At 65.1% G+C, this 15,757-nt stretch carries 16 protein-coding genes; 8 read left to right on the top strand and 8 right to left on the bottom strand.

The window, feature by feature from the left end:
* Positions 1 to 15 precede the first annotated feature (15 nt).
* A complete protein-coding gene (locus tag K408_RS0123000; protein WP_024340856.1) occupies positions 16 to 672 on the bottom strand; it encodes a response regulator in 657 nt (218 codons plus the stop codon).
* Positions 673 to 680: 8 nt separating this feature from the next.
* The gene (locus K408_RS0122995) at positions 681 to 2,051 is read right to left on the bottom strand and encodes a sensor histidine kinase (RefSeq protein ID WP_024340855.1); all 1,371 of its coding nucleotides are present in this window, start codon (positions 2,049 to 2,051) and stop codon (positions 681 to 683) included.
* Between the two features lie 199 nt (positions 2,052 to 2,250).
* Between K408_RS0122995 and K408_RS0122990 the strand changes: the two genes are divergently transcribed.
* The 6 genes from K408_RS0122990 (at position 2,251) to K408_RS42845 (ending at position 7,038) form a co-directional block, all read left to right on the top strand.
* On the top strand, positions 2,251 to 3,021 hold the full coding sequence (locus K408_RS0122990) for a MotA/TolQ/ExbB proton channel family protein (protein ID WP_024340854.1): 771 nt from the start codon (positions 2,251 to 2,253) through the stop codon (positions 3,019 to 3,021).
* Complete coding sequence (locus tag K408_RS0122985; protein ID WP_024340853.1) at positions 3,018 to 3,689, top strand: DUF2135 domain-containing protein; 672 nt, start codon at positions 3,018 to 3,020, stop codon at positions 3,687 to 3,689. The genes K408_RS0122990 and K408_RS0122985 overlap by 4 nt, the downstream gene beginning before the upstream one ends.
* Positions 3,682 to 4,287, top strand: coding sequence for a hypothetical protein (locus K408_RS0122980; protein WP_024340852.1), 606 nt, complete (start codon positions 3,682 to 3,684; stop codon positions 4,285 to 4,287). Before K408_RS0122985 ends, K408_RS0122980 begins: the two co-directional genes overlap by 8 nt.
* Positions 4,288 to 4,403: 116 nt before the next feature.
* Positions 4,404 to 5,144 carry a metallophosphoesterase family protein gene (locus K408_RS0122975; RefSeq protein ID WP_024340851.1) on the top strand — a complete coding sequence of 247 codons (741 nt, stop codon included), beginning with the start codon at positions 4,404 to 4,406 and terminating at the stop codon, positions 5,142 to 5,144.
* A gap of 5 nt (positions 5,145 to 5,149) precedes the next feature.
* On the top strand, positions 5,150 to 6,589 hold the full coding sequence (locus K408_RS0122970; RefSeq protein ID WP_024340850.1) for a serine/threonine protein kinase: 1,440 nt from the start codon (positions 5,150 to 5,152) through the stop codon (positions 6,587 to 6,589).
* A gap of 122 nt (positions 6,590 to 6,711) precedes the next feature.
* Complete coding sequence (locus K408_RS42845; RefSeq protein ID WP_196232392.1) at positions 6,712 to 7,038, top strand: hypothetical protein; 327 nt, start codon at positions 6,712 to 6,714, stop codon at positions 7,036 to 7,038.
* A 206-nt stretch (positions 7,039 to 7,244) separates the two neighbouring features.
* Here the strand turns inward: K408_RS42845 and K408_RS0122955 are convergent, their stop codons facing one another.
* Both K408_RS0122955 and rpe read right to left on the bottom strand, forming a co-directional pair.
* Positions 7,245 to 7,844, bottom strand: a complete 600-nt coding sequence (locus K408_RS0122955; protein WP_024340847.1) for a hypothetical protein — start codon at positions 7,842 to 7,844, stop codon at positions 7,245 to 7,247.
* Positions 7,845 to 7,891: 47 nt separating this feature from the next.
* On the bottom strand, positions 7,892 to 8,593 hold the full coding sequence (rpe, locus tag K408_RS0122950) for a ribulose-phosphate 3-epimerase (RefSeq protein ID WP_024340846.1): 702 nt from the start codon (positions 8,591 to 8,593) through the stop codon (positions 7,892 to 7,894).
* 255 nt (positions 8,594 to 8,848) lie between these two features.
* Here rpe and K408_RS0122945 point away from each other — a divergent pair, with 255 nt between their 5' ends.
* Positions 8,849 to 9,637 carry an EF-hand domain-containing protein gene (locus tag K408_RS0122945; RefSeq protein ID WP_024340845.1) on the top strand — a complete coding sequence of 263 codons (789 nt, stop codon included), beginning with the start codon at positions 8,849 to 8,851 and terminating at the stop codon, positions 9,635 to 9,637.
* Here the strand turns inward: K408_RS0122945 and K408_RS0122940 are convergent, their stop codons facing one another.
* The 3 genes from K408_RS0122940 to K408_RS0122930 are packed head-to-tail and all read right to left on the bottom strand — an operon-like array spanning position 9,638 to position 13,794.
* Positions 9,638 to 9,862: a KTSC domain-containing protein gene (locus K408_RS0122940; RefSeq protein ID WP_024340844.1), complete on the bottom strand. Its 225-nt coding sequence runs from the start codon at positions 9,860 to 9,862 to the stop codon at positions 9,638 to 9,640.
* A 51-nt stretch (positions 9,863 to 9,913) separates the two neighbouring features.
* Positions 9,914 to 10,909: a P1 family peptidase gene (locus tag K408_RS0122935; protein WP_024340843.1), complete on the bottom strand. Its 996-nt coding sequence runs from the start codon at positions 10,907 to 10,909 to the stop codon at positions 9,914 to 9,916.
* Between the two features lie 59 nt (positions 10,910 to 10,968).
* A complete protein-coding gene (locus tag K408_RS0122930; protein ID WP_029674264.1) occupies positions 10,969 to 13,794 on the bottom strand; it encodes a PAS domain S-box protein in 2,826 nt (941 codons plus the stop codon).
* Between the two features lie 233 nt (positions 13,795 to 14,027).
* On the opposite strand from K408_RS0122930, the gene K408_RS0122925 reads away from it, so the two are divergent.
* Positions 14,028 to 14,411, top strand: coding sequence for a response regulator (locus K408_RS0122925; RefSeq protein ID WP_024340841.1), 384 nt, complete (start codon positions 14,028 to 14,030; stop codon positions 14,409 to 14,411).
* An 81-nt stretch (positions 14,412 to 14,492) separates the two neighbouring features.
* Here K408_RS0122925 and K408_RS0122920 read toward each other — a convergent pair whose 3' ends face one another.
* On the bottom strand, positions 14,493 to 15,611 hold the full coding sequence (locus K408_RS0122920; RefSeq protein WP_024340840.1) for a branched-chain amino acid ABC transporter substrate-binding protein: 1,119 nt from the start codon (positions 15,609 to 15,611) through the stop codon (positions 14,493 to 14,495).
* Positions 15,612 to 15,757: the final 146 nt, after the last annotated feature.

Here is a 15,757-nt window from a genome sequence, read left to right as displayed (position 1 = left end):
GGGTCAGCGGCAGCTCTACCGCCAGATTCTCGTCAACCCGCACGCCGCCGCGAGCCGCACCAGTTGCGCGTCCGTGCGCGCGCCGGTCTTGGTCTTGATGAGGTAGTGATAGTTCTGCACCGTCTTGATGCTGAGATTGAGATGCGCCGCGATCTGCTCGGTGGTGGCGCCGCCGGCGAACTGGCGCAGGATCTCGATCTCGCGTTCGCCCAGTTGATCCAGCGCTGAGCCAGCCGACAAGCTGTCCTCGGCCAGGATATGCGCGATGTCGTCGCTCATGGCGCGCTCGCCGCGGGCGACGTTGCGGATTGCGGTCACGACGGCGGAGGGCTCGCTGCTCTTGGTGACGAAGCCGCTGGCGCCGGCGTTGAAGGCGGCCTTTACCAGCACGGCCTCGTTGTGCATGGTAAAAACGAGGATCCGCGCCCGGGGGCTGCGCGCGCGAATGTTGCGGATCGCCTCCAGCCCGCTCGCGCCGGGCATCGAAATATCGAGCACGACGACGTCGGGATCATGCGCCTTGAACGCGCCGTAGGCGTCCGCGGCGTTGTCGGCTTCCGCGACGACATGCAGATCGCCCTGGCTTTCCAGCACGCGCCGATAGCCTTGCCGGACGATCGGATGGTCGTCGACCAGCAGCACGGAGATGCCTGTTGCAGCAACCTCGCTCATTCCCGGCCTCACGCGGCGAGCGGGATGGTGGCGGCGACGCTGAGGCCGCGGCGCGCCGGCAGGATCGACAGCGATCCGCCCGCGGCCGTGACGCGCTCGCGGATGCCGGTCAGGCCGAAACCGGCCGACTGCGCCACACGGGTCGCGTCGCCGCCGCCGTCGTCCTCGACCCGGATCAGCAGCGCATCATGCTGGCCGGCGCGGCGCTCGATGCGCAAGCTGATCTCGCGCGCCGCACCGTGACGCAGCGCGTTGGTCAGACACTCCTGTGCCACGCGATAGGCCGTGGTGGCGGCCGGCCCACTGATGTCGGTGAGGTCACCGCGAAGGTCGAGCTGGATCGTCGGCCGCGCCGCGCTGTGCGAGCGCCAGCTGTCGACGAGGTTGACGAGGCTTGCCTCGAGCCCGAGTTCCTCGGGCAGGGGATTGCGCAGCCGCCCGAGCGCATCGCGCAGCGAGGCCATCAGGTGATGGGTGGCTTGCGAGATCATGCGCGCGTCCTGCGCAATCGCGGTGCCGTTCTTGTCTTTCGTGCTTGCGGTTTCGATCGTGTTGGCGAAGGCAAGAATGGCGGAAAGGTTCTGCCCGAATTCGTCGTGCAGCTCGCGAGCGAGCGCGCGACGCTCGTCGTCGCGGATTTCGATCAGGCGCCGCGTCAGCGCGGCGCGCTGTTCGGTGGCCTCCTCCAGCCGGCCGCCGAGCTCGCCGACGGCGCTGCCGATCATCGCAAGCTCCATGGAGCGGAAGCGCGGCAATTTCGTCCGGTACTGACCCCGCGCCATACGTTGGAGCGCGGTGACGATGGCGCGCGCTGGAGCCAGCGCGTGCGCGATCGCGATCGAAGCCAGCAGCGCGATCGCCGCCGCCATCAGGAGCGCGACGTCGATCACGTTGTGGATGTACTCCCAGGCGAGCGAGACGGCGGCCGTGGCATCCGGCGTCGCGACCACCGTGCCCGCAGCCGCCGCGCGGGGACTGATGGGCCGTATCACCTCGGCGTGGCTGCCAAGATAGGTGGGAACAACGGCGACGAACCAGTGCGGTGGCGCCTTCCCAAGCCCCTCGCTCTGACCGCAGAGCGGCTTCTCGAATGCCGCGGCTGGCTGGAACTCGACACAGACGCCGGGCGAGATCAGTTTCATCGTCTCGAGGGTGCGCCAGTCTGGAACAGGCAGAAGATGCTCGCGCGCCCTGCTGCTGCGCAACAAGAGCTCTCGCCAATACAGCGCCTGCAGCGCCTGCGCGACCCGCTGCGCCGAGGCCGCAGTCGCCCGATCGACGCTGCGATAGGCGTCGAACGTCGCCCACACGGTCGCGGCTCCGAGGCAGAGCACGACGATAAGCAGCAGACGGGCGACAAGCTGAAGCACGAGGCGCATGCGATCACCCCCGACCTTTGGTAAGGTCAGCCTAACAACGCCGCCGCGCCTTGCCAATTGCAGGAATGCCGGGAAGTGCAGCTCGGGCAAATTTCCCAAGCCGGATTGGGCATGGGTCTTTGGACCGGGAGCGTCGGCTTTGATCTAATCGGCGAGGACACGTCGCAGGCCAGTGCTTGGAGGCCAGGAGCGGTGCAGCATGAGTTCGATGACGATTGGATCGATCGCGGGGACCACAACCGACCCGTCCGAGCGTAGCGCGCTCCTGTTCTGGATGATCTTCACCGGGCTCTCGATCTTCGCGGTCGTGCTGCTGTGGCGGTTCGGGCTGATCCACCTGATGTTGACCTCGGATCGCACCTACATTTCCGCCGTGATCGCGGCGCTCTACGTCATCACGTGTGGCCACTGCTTCCTGCGGACGCGGGCGATCGCGCGGGAGGGAGCGGCGGCGCGGCGCTGCCGCGCAGTGCTGGCGGCACCGGACGGCAGCAAGGCGCTTGATGCCAGCGCGGCGGTGCTGCCGCGCGGACTGGTGCGCGACCATATCCAGAGCCTGGTGACGAAAGCCGCGGCGCAGGACTACCGGCCGGTCGACCAGACGCTGCTGTTGCGAAATCTCGCCGATCGCTTGCGCGGCTCCAACGGCTTCGGCGCCTTCGTCTCCGATACGTTGATGAAGCTCGGTCTGCTCGGCACCATCATCGGATTCATCATCATGCTGGCGCCGATCGCGGGGCTGGATGCCGCAGACAAGGTCGCGATGCGCTCCTCGATGGGGGTGATGAGCGACGGCATGGCGGTCGCCATGTACACGACGCTGGCCGGCCTCGTCGGCTCGATCCTGATCCGCATCCAGTACTACATGCTGGACGCCGCGACGCAGCGGGTATTCTCGGACGCGGTGGTGCTGACCGAGACCTATGTGACGCCGGTGCTGGAGCGCAAAGGTTCCGGTGCGCCGTCATGATGGATGATTTCGGTCTCTATCCGCGCGAGGAGCCGTTCGACCCCCTTGGCGTGATGCTGTTCAAGGCGCTCCAGGTGATCGCGTTCCTGTTTTTCCTCGCGCTGCTCGCGGTCTCGCCGGATGCGAAGGAAGGCAAGATCGACTCCAAGGCGGAGTTCATCATCACGATGGACTGGCCGGACAATCATCCTGACGATCTCGACCTGTTCGTGCAGGATCCCGCGGGCAACATCGCCTGGTATCGCCACCGCGAGGCCGGCTTCCTCACGCTCGATCGCGACGACCGCGGCGGGGCCAATGATTTCATCATCGTCAACGGCAAGAAGATCGCCTCGCCCATCCGGGAGGAGATCGTCACCGTGCGCGGCATCGTCGCCGGCGAATACACCGTCAACATCTCGCATTTCCAGGCAACGACCGGCGAGCCCGTTACAGCGAGCGTGAAGGTGCAGAAACTCAACCCGACTGCGCAAGTGATCTTCGACAACAAGCTCGCTCTCAGCCACACCGGCGACGAGAAGACAGCGGTGCGGTTCCGGCTCGATGCCGAGGGCAAGGTCATCAATGTCGACCAGCGGCCGAAATCCCTGCTGGAGACGTTCCGCAACGTGCGCGCCAACGGCGCCGATATCGATCCCAAAACCGGCGTGAGGATGCGCCGTGAGTAATCTGCAAACGGTCGTTCTCAGCCTCTCGGTCGCCTACGCCGTGATCGGAGCGCTGCTGCTTGTCGTGCTGGTCTATGCGCGGTTGCACTGGTCGCTGAAGGCGGTCGCGGTTGTCGTGACCAGTGCCTTCTATGTCGTCAGCTTCACTGAAATGCGTGGGCTGCTCGGCTGGGCCAGCTCCGACCGGATGCCCACCGCCTTCAAGCTGCTGCAGGCCCGCATCGTCGAGCCGCATTCGCTGGAAGGTGATCCCGGTTCGATCTATTTGTGGGTCGAGGCGCTGGACGACGACAACCGCCCGAGCGGCATCCCCCGCGCCTTCCGGGTGCCGTATGACGACAGGCTGGCCGAAAAGACCCATGCCGCGCAGAACGAGATCGCAGCCGGCCATCCTCAGGGCGGACGCGCCGCGGATTTCGGCGGTGGCGACGGTAGCCTCATCGACATGGTCCGCGAATACGTGACGCCCAAGACCATTCTGGAGACCAGCGGCGGGGACTCCTCGACCGGCGAGTTCAATGCGCCGCCGGCCGGCGCACAAGGCGCCGTGTTCACCCCGCTGCCGCCGCCCCGGATGCCGCCCAAGGACGAGCGGTAGGCTCCTCGCCAAATCGCGGTGTTACGCTGGCAAAGGGCGTGGCGCTGGCGCATGGTGTTGACCTCCCTCAAATTGGCCTTCTCGGCCTTCAATAGAATCTGGAGGGTGGAGGGTGCGTGCTTCTCGCTGTCTTCTCGGATATCCACGCCAATCGGCAGGCGTTTGAGGCCTGCCTGAAGGCGGCCCGTGCGAAGGGCGCGGAGCAGTTGGTTCTGCTCGGCGATTTCGTCGGGTATGGCGCCGATCCGGAATGGGTCGTCGATACCACAATCGAGCTCGTTGCGGAGGGCGCCGTCGCCGTGCGCGGCAACCATGACCAGGCGGTCAATTCGACGGCTGAGACCATGAATGCCGAGGCGCAGATCGCAATCGAATGGACCCGAGGCCGGCTCGACACGGCGCAGCGGCGGTTTCTGGCCGAATTGCCGATGATGGTGGAGGATGAGGGCCTCCTGTTCGTGCATTCGGAAGCCTCTCACCCTCAGCGCTGGCACTATGTCCGCTCGACGACGGATGCCGCCAAGAGCCTGATCGCAACGTCGGCGCATGTGACCTTCTGCGGCCACATCCACCGCCCCGCGCTCTATTCCATGTCGGTCACGGCGAAGATGACGAGCTTCGTGCCGAAGACCGATGTCCCCGTGCAGCTGCTGCGCGGACGGCAATGGCTCGCCGTGCTCGGCTCTGTCGGCCAGCCCCGCGACGGCGATCCATCGGCGGCCTTCGCGTTGTTCGACACGGTCTCCTGCCAGATCACCTATTGCCGCGCGCCCTATGACGTCGCGGCGGCGGCAGGCAGGATCCGCGACAACGGATTGCCCTCCTGGCTCGCCGACCGGCTGTCGCAGGGACGCTGACACCGATGCCGAAACCTCTGGTCAGATCCGGCGCTGAAATCGATGGTTACACTATCGGTGAATGCGTGCATGCCGGCGGCATGGCGACGTTGTGGACCGTCACCCATCCCGGCATCGACGTGCCCCTGCTGATGAAGATCCCACGGGTATCGGAGGGCGAGGACCCGGCCGCGATCGTCTCTTTCGAGATGGAGATGATGATCCTGCCGCGGCTCGCGGGCCCGCATGTGCCGGCCTGCTTCGGCACCGGGGACTTTGCCCGCCAGGCCTATGTCGTGATCGAGCGCATCCCGGGCGCCACGCTCTACAAGCGGCTGCCCGACCTGCCGTTGCCCTATGACGAGGCGCGGCAGCTCGTCGCCAGGATCGCAACCGCGCTTGCTGATTTACACCGGCAGAACGTGATCCATCACGACATCAAGCCGAGCAGCATCATGTTCCGCGAGTCCGGCGAGGCGGTGCTGATCGACTACGGCCTGTCGCATCACAACCACCTGCCGGACCTCCTGCAGGAAGAATTTCGGCTGCCCTACGGCACTGCGCCCTATATGGCGCCCGAGCGGCTGCTTGGGGTGCGCGACGATCCGCGCAGCGACCTGTTCTCGCTCGGCGTGCTGCTCTACTTCTTCACCACGGGTGTGCGCCCCTTCGGCGAGGGAGAGACGCTGCGCGCGATGCGGCGCCGGCTGTGGCGCGACCCGCATCCGCCGCGCAAGGTCCGCCCGGACTATCCGCCCTGGCTTCAGGAAGTGGTGTTGCGGTGCCTGGAGATCGAGCCGGTCTGGCGTTATCCGACGGCGTCGCAGCTCGCCTTCGATCTCGCCCACCCCGACCAGGTCAAGCTCACCGCGCGCTCCGAGCGTGTGAAACGCGACCCGCTCAGCGTCGTCTGGCGGCGTCGCTTCAACCAGGGCGCCATGGCGCCGCGCGCGAAATCCGATGTCGCCGCTCAGATCGCATCCAGCCCGATCCTGGCAGTTGCCCTCGACGCCATGGAGGGCGCGCCGGAACTCAACGAGGCGCTGCGCGTGACCACTGAGCGTATCCTCGCGACCTTGCCGTCAGCGCGGCTGGCCTGCGTCAACGTGCTGAAGCTGAGCCGGATCGCGATCGACCGCAGCCTGGACGAGGAGGGGTCGAACAAGCATATCGACCGTCTGGTTGCGCTCCGGCATTGGGCAACGCCGCTGAAGCTGGACGAGAGTCGGCTGTCGGCGCATGTGCTTGAAGCGGTCGATCCCGCCGCCGCGATCCTGGAGTTCGCCAAGGCCAACCAGGTCGACCACGTCATCATCGGCGCGCGGCAGCACTCATTCAGGCGCATGCTGCTCGGCAGCGTGTCGGCCAAGGTGGCTGCGGAGGCGACCTGCACCGTCACGGTGGTGCGGCCGCCGCGGCTGGCCGGGGACGTCGGCGGGACAGATGCCAACGAGGCGACCGGATAGGGCTGCGTTTCCGAACGGCGGATCAGGCCGCGTGGGCGGACTGTGCGGCGCGCTTGCGGCGGATGGGCCAGGAGAATTGCGGGACGGGTTCGCCGTGATCCGCGCTGCCGCCAAAATACTGGATGATCTCGCGACAGGGCTCGCAACTGAACAAGTTACGTGACGCGGACGCCTTGGTCATTTCCTTCAGGCAGTTCGGGCAATGCGGTTTCATGGGCGGTAGGAAAAAAGAAGTCTCAGTGTCGGTGTTGCGAGGCAAACGAATGATCGAGGTCCGAATTGTCGAGCCCGGCATCGTCATCCAGCGCGCCATCGGCGCGCTCGAAGCGACCGAAGAAATCATCAAGGTTCGGATGCGGGCGACGCGGAATACGGCACCTGCGCTTCGGCTGACGTTTCACGAGTGCGAGCCGCATGGCATCACTTCCGGCGACGATGAAGGTGGATGATGCGGGCAGGGGATGCGACCTTCACCGGTCGCGCCACGTGGAGACTGCGAGCTGCAATCGCCGCATTGACTCCGAACCACAACGCTACGCCAGTCCAAATCAGGGTCGTCGTCATGATGTGCTCCCGTCAAAAGCAGGCAGGAGCCACTTGCGGTGATTTGCACGAATCAGTGAAGTCCGGATGAGTACGGACCAAGGCTAAAGTTTCAAGCTTTGCGCGTTGCAACACCCGTAGAACCCGCAGTTCTTTCCAAGTGCGGCCGACGTATTTTGCCGGTGCGCGCATCGTCGAGGATATCCCGGATCCGTGGTGCGTCTCGGACAAAGCGAAAGCCATAGTGCCCGGTGTAGTCGGTATCGGGCGAACGGGTCGAGCGCCCTGACGCAAAGTTGAGGTGGCCGACGCCGCTGCCGATGTCGAGGATTTCGAACACTGCATCCATGGCGTCGAACGAAGTAGGGGTCACGGTGCGTCTGCTCCAGGCCGTGCGCACGATCAGCGCGCGGCGGTCGGTGATCACATAAAGCGTCTGCAGGTCTTGCAGCAGCATCACGAACGGAGCTGCAACCATCCCGACTCCAATCATTGCGAGAGGCTGGGTCGCTTGGTCGATCCAACCGTTCCCGACGGCGATGACGGTCAGCAGCAACCAGGGACATCCGATCCACCAGAGAAATCGCCACATGGCCGCGCGGGCGATGCCGTCGGGCTGCCCCTGCCAGACCACTTGCTCTCCATCCTGCAGGGCCTCGGCGAGAAGACGACGCAGCCCGGCAGAAAACAGAGTGGCGCGGAGTTCATCCATTGCCGTTGGTCGCAGCGGCCGCAGCTGCGGTTCGGACAGCCTTGGTCTCAGATCGCCTCGCCGCGTGCCCCAAGTGCCGCGTGACGGATCGCGGCGATATTGGCTTTGTAAGCGTCCTGCGTCCCACCCCTGAACACTGAGGTGCCGGCGACGAAGGCGTTGGCGCCGGCCGCCGCGAGCGCGCCGGCCACGTCGGGGCCGACGCCGCCGTCGACCTCGATGTCGATCGGACGGCCCGCCGTCATCGCGCGGATGTCGCGGATCTTGCCGATCGCGGAGGGGATGAAAGCCTGGCCGCCGAAGCCGGGATTGACCGACATCACCAGAACGAGGTCGACGAGGTCGAGAACGTATTCCAGCGCGCTGATCGGCGTTGCCGGATTGAGCGAGACGCCGGCCTTCTTGCCGAGCGCGCGGATCGCCTGGAGCGAGCGGTGCAGGTGTGGACCGGCCTCTGCATGCACGGTGATGTGGTCGCAGCCGGCCTTGGCAAAGGCCTCGAGATAGGGATCGCAGGGCGAGATCATCAGATGCGCGTCGAAGATCTTCTTCGTGTGCGGACGCATCGCCTTGATGACATCAGGGCCGTAGGAAATATTGGGAACGAAGTGCCCATCCATTACGTCGAGGTGGATCCAGTCGGCGCCTGCGGCGTCCACGGCGCGGACCTCCTCGCCCAATCTTGAGAAGTCCGAGGCCAGGATCGAGGGCGCAATGGCCAGGGGGCGGGGAGCGAAGGCTTGGGTCATGGCGCGGTTTTCCCATGGCAGGCGGACGACGAATGGCCTCGCCTAACATGGGCCTCCGCGGCCGGCAATGCAGGGGAGCCGCGCTTCCTGTGGGCGGAAATTTCTGCCGCGACCGGCACCAATTGCCGATGTTCCCGAAACTGCAAAGCGTGGTGGATTGCGGATTTCATTGAGCTTTTCCCGATGGCACGTCGCTTGCTGATCTCACCCGACAGAACATTGGCCGCGGCATGCCGCATCGGTTGGAGTTGTGCAATGTTGTTTGCCCTTGGCGCCGTCTCCAGTGCGCTCAATGCGATCCAGTCGCTGACGAACTCGAAATCGTCGTCGGCGGCGGACAAGGCGGGATCGGCGCAAGGTGCGACCAATCCGTTCGCGATCGACGGCGCCAGCAGCACGTCCGGCGGTGCGAGCTCGCCGGTCAATTCGGGCAGACATCCGCAGATCTCGCCGGAGACGATGAACGCGCTGTTCGCGGCGCAGAGCCAATCGGCCGACGGCTCGGCTTCGTCGAACTCGACGTCCCCGACGTCGAAAGGTCGGGAGGCTGCGCTGAAGGATCTGTTCTCCCAGATCGATGCGGATGGCGACGGCAAGATCACCAAGTCCGAATTCGAGGACGCGCTCGGCGCCGGGGGCACCAATCTGGCGCAGGCCGACCACGTGTTCGCGAAGATGGATGCGAACTCGGACGACAGCATCAATCTCGGTGAAATGACCAAGGCGTTGACGAGCGGGCGTCAAGGCCACCAGGCGCAAGGCGCTGACGGCTCGGCTGACGCATCGGGCGGTGGGTCGGAGTCCTCGTCAAAGGCGAGCCGCGGGTCGACCTCGACGACGACGACGAATGCCGACGGCTCGACCACCACCACCGTCACCTATGCCGACGGCTTCAAGATGTCGACGACGGTGCCGGGCGCACATCGCGGTCCGATGGCGAACGGAGGCGGCAATTCGCCCTATGACTGGTTTGGGCAGATGATGCAGCGCCAGGCGCAGTCCGGTTCCGCGACCGCGTCTTCTTCGATGTCGATAAGCGTGTGATCAGGCCTCGGTCTGATCCGCGTAGTCATGCGTGATCTCGCGATAGGCAAAGCGGTCACGGATGTGCAGGTTGAAGAAAGTGCCCTTTGATCGCGCTTCCCGGAACGCGGCCGCGACCTCGGGCGGAACGTCCTCGTAGACATAGACCCGTCCGGTGACGAAAGTCACCTGCAGCTCGCGTGTGTCCGGGGCATAGCGGAAGAAGCGGATCACGGAAGACGGCATGACGGCGCACCTTGGGCTCCGTCGGGTAACGCCGTGCCCGCCGCTTCGTTTCTAGTCGTATCTGTCCTTCCACGCCGGTAGTGCCCCTGGAAATGGCAGTGCGGTCGCGTTGTACACGCCGCTTGCGATCGCGCGTGCGACAACGTTGGCAGCGACCATGCCGAGCTCGGTGAGCTCCACCAGCGGCTCGATCGGCTTCTCGCAGGTGGCCGCGGCGAACAGCACGTCGCCGTCCAGCGGAGCGTGCACCGGGTAGATCGCGCGGGCAAATCCGGTCTGTGCGATCATCGCGAGCCGCTTGGCCTGGGCCTTGCTCAGAATCGCGTCGGTGACGACGACGCCGATCGTGGTGTTCTCGCGCTCGCTGGCAGCCGGCCCGCCCTTGATGCGCATCGCCAGCATGTCGGGCGTGAACGCAGACGGCAGACCGCGTCCGCCGAACTCGCCGTTTTCCTCGAACGGCGCGGCCCAGAACCATGGGCCGTTGCCGATGGTGACGCTGCCGACGGCGTTCACCACCATGATCGCGGCGACCTTGAGGCCGTTCGTGGTCACGGCCGATGCCGAGCCGATGCCGCCCTTGAAGGTGGCGGTGGTGGCGCCCAGCCCGGCACCGACGCTGCCGAGCGCGAAGTCGGTGCCGGCGGCGGCAGCGGCGGCATAGCCGAGATCGCGATATGGCGAGAAGCGGCCCCAGGCCTTGTCGCCGCCGTTGAGGAGGTCGAACACGATCGCCCCCGGGACGACGGGGATCACGGCCTCACGGATCCTGAAGCCGCGCCCCTGTTCGGCGAGCCAGGCCTGCACGCCCCCGCCGGCATCGAGGCCGAAAGCGGAGCCGCCGGAGAGTGCGATCGCATCGACGCGTTCGACGGTGTTGGCCAGATCGAGCAGTGCATCCTCGCGCGTGCCGGGACCGCCGCCCCGGACGTCGATCGCGGCGATCGCGGGAGAATCGAAGATGACCGCGGTCGCGCCGGAAGCGACTTTCGCATCTTCGGCATGACCGACCCGGACGCCGGCGATGTCGGTGAGCAGGTTTTTCAAGACAGCCTCGTGAACTGAGAGCAATTTGCGATCTGCGATAGCGCAGCGATGGCGCAGGCTCAACTGGCGAGCGCCGTCCTGAGCATTTTGGCGAGCTCGGACTTGCGGTAGGGCTTGGCCAGCAGCAGCACGCCGGAATCGAGACGGCCATGATGGACGATGGCGTTCTCCGTGTAGCCCGAGGTGAACAACGTCTTCAGGTTGGGGCGGCGCCTGGCCGCTTCGTCAGCAAGCTGGCGGCCGTTCATGTTGCCAGGCATGATGATGTCGGTGAAGAGCAGGTCGATGGTCGCGTCGCCGTCGATGATCTTGAGGGCCTCGGCGCCATTGGCGGCCTCGAGCGCGGTATAGCCGAGGCTCCTGACCTGCGTCACGACATACTGCCGGACCAGCGCGTCGTCCTCGACGATCAGGATCTTCTCGTCACCCCCGGCGATGGGTGCGTTCTGGAGCGCCTCGAACTCGGTCTCCTGCACCCCGGTCGAGCGGGGCAGATAGATCTTCACGCTCGTGCCGTGGCCTTCCTCGCTGTAGATCTTGATGTGGCCGCCCGACTGTTTGACGAAGCCGAACACCATGCTGAGGCCAAGGCCAGTGCCCTTGCCGACCTCCTTGGTGGTGAAGAAGGGATCGAAGACCCGGTCGATCAGCTCTGCGGGAATCCCGCTGCCGGTGTCGCTGACGGCGATCATCACGTAGTTGCCGGCGGCCACGTCGGGATTCATGCTGGCATAGCCGTCGTCGAGGAAGATGTTGCGGGTCTCCAGCACCAGCGTGCCGCCATCGGGCATGGCGTCGCGCGCGTTCAGCGCGAGATTGAGGATCGCGGTGGACAGCTGGCCCGGATCGACCAGGGTCGGCCAGGCATCCTCCGTGAGCTGCGGCATGATCGTGATCTGCTCGCCGAGCGTCGGATGCAAGAGCTTGGCGGCATCGAGCACCAGCGCATTGACGTCGATCTCGCGCGGCCGGAGCGGCTGCTTGCGGGCAAAGGCGAGCAGGTGCTTGGTCAGCTGCGCGCCGCGCTCGGCCGCGTCGTCGATCAGCCTGGTAATAGCGGCGAGCTCGGGCCGGTCAGCCACGGCATCGCTGAGTATGCCGATCGTGCCCGTGATGACGGTCAGCACGTTGTTGAAGTCGTGGGCGACGCCTCCGGTCAACTGACCGATCGAGTCCATTTTCTGGACGTGCCGGAACTGGGCTTCGGCAGCCTGCTTGTCGGTGAGGTCCCGGCCGATGAAGAAGTGGCGCTTTACCGGCTCGGACCAAGTGCCCATCCAGTTCAGCGCGACCTCGTGGCCGTCATAGTGATAGTAGCGCGCCTCGAAGCTGCGCTTGGCCGCGCCGCGACGGGCTGCGCGCATCTCGTTCCGCGTCTTATCGAGATCGTCGGGATGAATGAATTCGGTCGCGCTGTGCCCGACCATGTCCTCGGGGCTGTAGCCGAGAATGTTCTTCACGCTCGGGCTGACCTGCACGAAATTACCATAGCCGTCGGTGACCAGGATCAGATCCTGCGATGTCTCGAAGATGCGCTGGCGTTCCTCCGTCTCGCGGCGCAGCTTCTCTCTCGCCTGCTTTTCTTCGGTGATGTCGTGGGCGATCTTGGAGGCACCAATGATCTCTCCCTCATCGGTCCGCAGCGGTGAGATGTTGAGGACGACGTCGAGCGGGCGGCCGTCTTTCCGGATTCGGGTCGTCTCGTGCTGTGCGATCGACTCGTTGCTGGCGATACGGTTGAGGATGCTCCTGACTTCGCCCTTGCGATCCGGCGGCACGACGATGTCAATCGACTTGCCGATGGCCTCGGCGGCGGAATAGCCGAACAGATGCTCGGCGGCCTTGTTCCAGCCGGTGATGATGCCATCCAGCGATTTCGTGATGATGGCGTCATTGGACGACTCAATCACTGCGCCGTACAGCGCGAGGCGCTTGCCGTAATAGTCGCGCTCCGATGCCGATTGCTGGCGCAGCCTCCCGAGGAGGCTCACTGTGTGCGCCTGGAGACGCACGTTCTCGATCAGAAGTACCGCCAGCACGAAGGTCGCCGCGGCGAGGCCGTAGAGCCGGCCGGCATAGAAGCCGAGATCGAACCGGGCGACGTTGACGATCGCCGACAGCGCGATGTCGAACAGCCAGGCGCACATGACCACCATCAGCCAGACGTCGATCACCGAATGCGGTCTGCGGAACCAGAGCGAGACCAGCGCCGCAAAGCTCAGCGACCACACGAACGACACGACTCCGATCATGGTCGGCGTATAGTGGCCGTCGCGCAGCAGCACCGGCAGCAGATCGTGTTGGGCGGTGACGATCCAGGTGAAGACGGCCATCGTCGCGATGACGCCGAGCACACTGGCGTAGATCGCGGTGCTTGCCGCGCCGCGGACGCGAGGGCCACCGTCCTTTTCCTTCAGCCAGGCATAACCCATGACACACAGGGGAAAGCCGGCGTGCCAGATCATGTAGAGCCAGACCGTGGTCTGCCCCCCTGCGCCAAAGAGCCCCGTCGGCGCAAACAGTCCGGGGAAGGTGAGGGCATGAACCAGGGCCGCCGCGGCTGTGAAGAGATAGCCGGTCGCGAGCCACAGCAGCGCGCGTGTCCGCAAGACCACGAATTGTGACAGCAGCAGCACGGCGGTGACGATGTCGCTCACGGCGAGTGCCGATTGGTAGCTTGCGACGAAGGCCGGGACGGGCAGGAGAGGGGTCCCCGCGAAGGGCACGGCCGCTACGAACAGGAGGGAGGACACGCCCACAATCGTCAATGCTGCGGTGCGGTCGGCCGAAGTGGCGGGCAGGGTCGAGAGAGATGTGCTTCGCTCGATCGTCGCGGGCACGTCCACCTCTCGTGGGGCGGTCTTGAGCGAGTCGGGCTTGTGCATCTCCGCTGGTCTCATTCGGCTGGACAGTCCGTTCATGGGTGCGGGTTCTGGGCGCGGGTCTGGAACAGACCGGTCACGACTCAACCGAAGGTTATAGCTTACCTAATCTCCGTGGGAGCTCGGAACAGGGATCAGGTAAGGTGCGCTTTACTGGGCGGTGCCACAATGCCCCTCCGCTGCGGCGGGTTCCAGGTCTGAGTCAGATGATTTGATTTCGATATCGGGAGTTCCCCATGCCTCGCGTTCTCATCATCGATGACCAGAAGGACGTGCGCGCGATGATCGCGATCGTGCTCCGGGTTAATCATTTCGAGGTGGTGGAGGCCGAAAGCGGTGCGGCAGGTCTGAAAGCCTTCGCGGAAAGCGCTTGTGACGCAGCGATCGTCGACATCTTCCTCGGTGACGCCAGCGGAGCCGACGTCATTGCCGCCCTGCGCGAACACGCGCCGGCGCTCCCCGTCGTTGCGGTGTCCGGAATGACGACACTTGATTTCATCGATCAATCGCCCAGCCTGGCCAACGTGGTCTGCCTGCAAAAGCCGTTTCGGCCGAGCGATCTCCTGCAGGCATTGCGGAATGCCCAGGCCGCGACCAGCGCGCTGCCCGCCGCCGTTTGATCCTGCCGCAAGAAAAAACGCCCCGGCTTGAGCCGGGGCGCGGCGTTGATTGATAACGGCCCAAAGGCTCGTCTAGCGCGCTCAGGTGCCGTTGCCGCTGATCTCGGCGTAGCCGCCCTTGGCATCCCATTTGTAGACGACGTAGTCGATCTGCTTGATGTCGCCCTTGGCGTCATACTCGATTGGGCCGATCACGGTGTCCCATTTGCCGGCCTTCATCGCCGCCATCACTTTCTTGGCGTCGGTGGTGCCGGCCTTCTTGGCCGCCTGCGACCACACCTGCATCGCCGCATAGGTGTAGAGGGTGTAGCCCTCAGGGTCGATGTTCTTGGCCTTGAAAGCCTCGACGATCTTCTTCGCGGTCGGCTTGTTGCGCGGGTCGGGGCCGAAGGTGAACAGCGTGCCTTCGCCGGCCGGGCCGGTGATGGAGGCGTACTCCTTGTCGGCGAGCGCGTCGCCGGCCATCAGCACGGTCTTGAGGCCCTGATCGCGCATCTGACGCAGGATCAGGCCGCTCTCCTGATGATAGCCGCCGACATAGACGAGGTCGATGTTGTCGCGCTTCAGGCGCGAGACGATCGCGTTGAAGTCCTTGTCGCCCTTGTTATAGGACTCGTACATCTTCTCGGTGACGCCGGCCTTGTTGAGCGCCTTCTTGGTCTCGTCGGCAAGACCCTTGCCATAGGTGGTCTTGTCGTTGAGAATCGCGATGTTCTTGCCCTTGTAGTTCTTGGCGATGTACTGCGCGGCGATCAGGCCCTGCTGATCGTCGCGGCCGCAGACGCGAGCCACGTTCCAGAGCTTGCGCTCGGTGAACAGCGGGTTGGTCGAGGCCGGCGTGATCTGGAGCACGTTGCCGTCGGCATAGGCTTCCGAAGCCGGGATCGACGACGACGAGCAATAGTGCCCGGCCACGAAGGGAATCTTGGCGCCGGCGATCTTCTCCGCGATCGAGCGGGCCTGCTTCGGGTCGCAGGCGTCGTCCTCGACCGAAAGCGCGAGCTTCTTGCCATTGACGCCGCCGGCGGCGTTGATATCGGCCACGGCCATCTCGGCGCCGTTCTTCATCTGGCGTCCGAAGGCGGACTCGCCGCCGGTCATCGGGCCTGCGACTGCGACGGTGACATCCTGCGCGAATGCCGCGCTCGACAGGGCGAGCGATGCGCCGAATGCCAGACCGATGAGCTTCAGTGATTTCATGAGATACCTCGCGGGTGGTCGCCTGTGGAAGTTGCCGGGCAGGCCCGGTTCAAACCGGCGCCATTCTTGAATGAATCCGGCGAGAAGTCACCGGCAAAATACGGGCATTGCGGAGATATCGCGCCGCATCCGGCCGCACTCGTCGG

Source organism: Bradyrhizobium sp. in8p8 (assembly GCF_000426845.1).
GTDB lineage: Bacteria > Pseudomonadota > Alphaproteobacteria > Rhizobiales > Xanthobacteraceae > Bradyrhizobium > Bradyrhizobium japonicum_C.
Note: the sequence above shows the minus strand (reverse complement) of the source record. Positions and strands in the feature narration are given on the sequence as shown.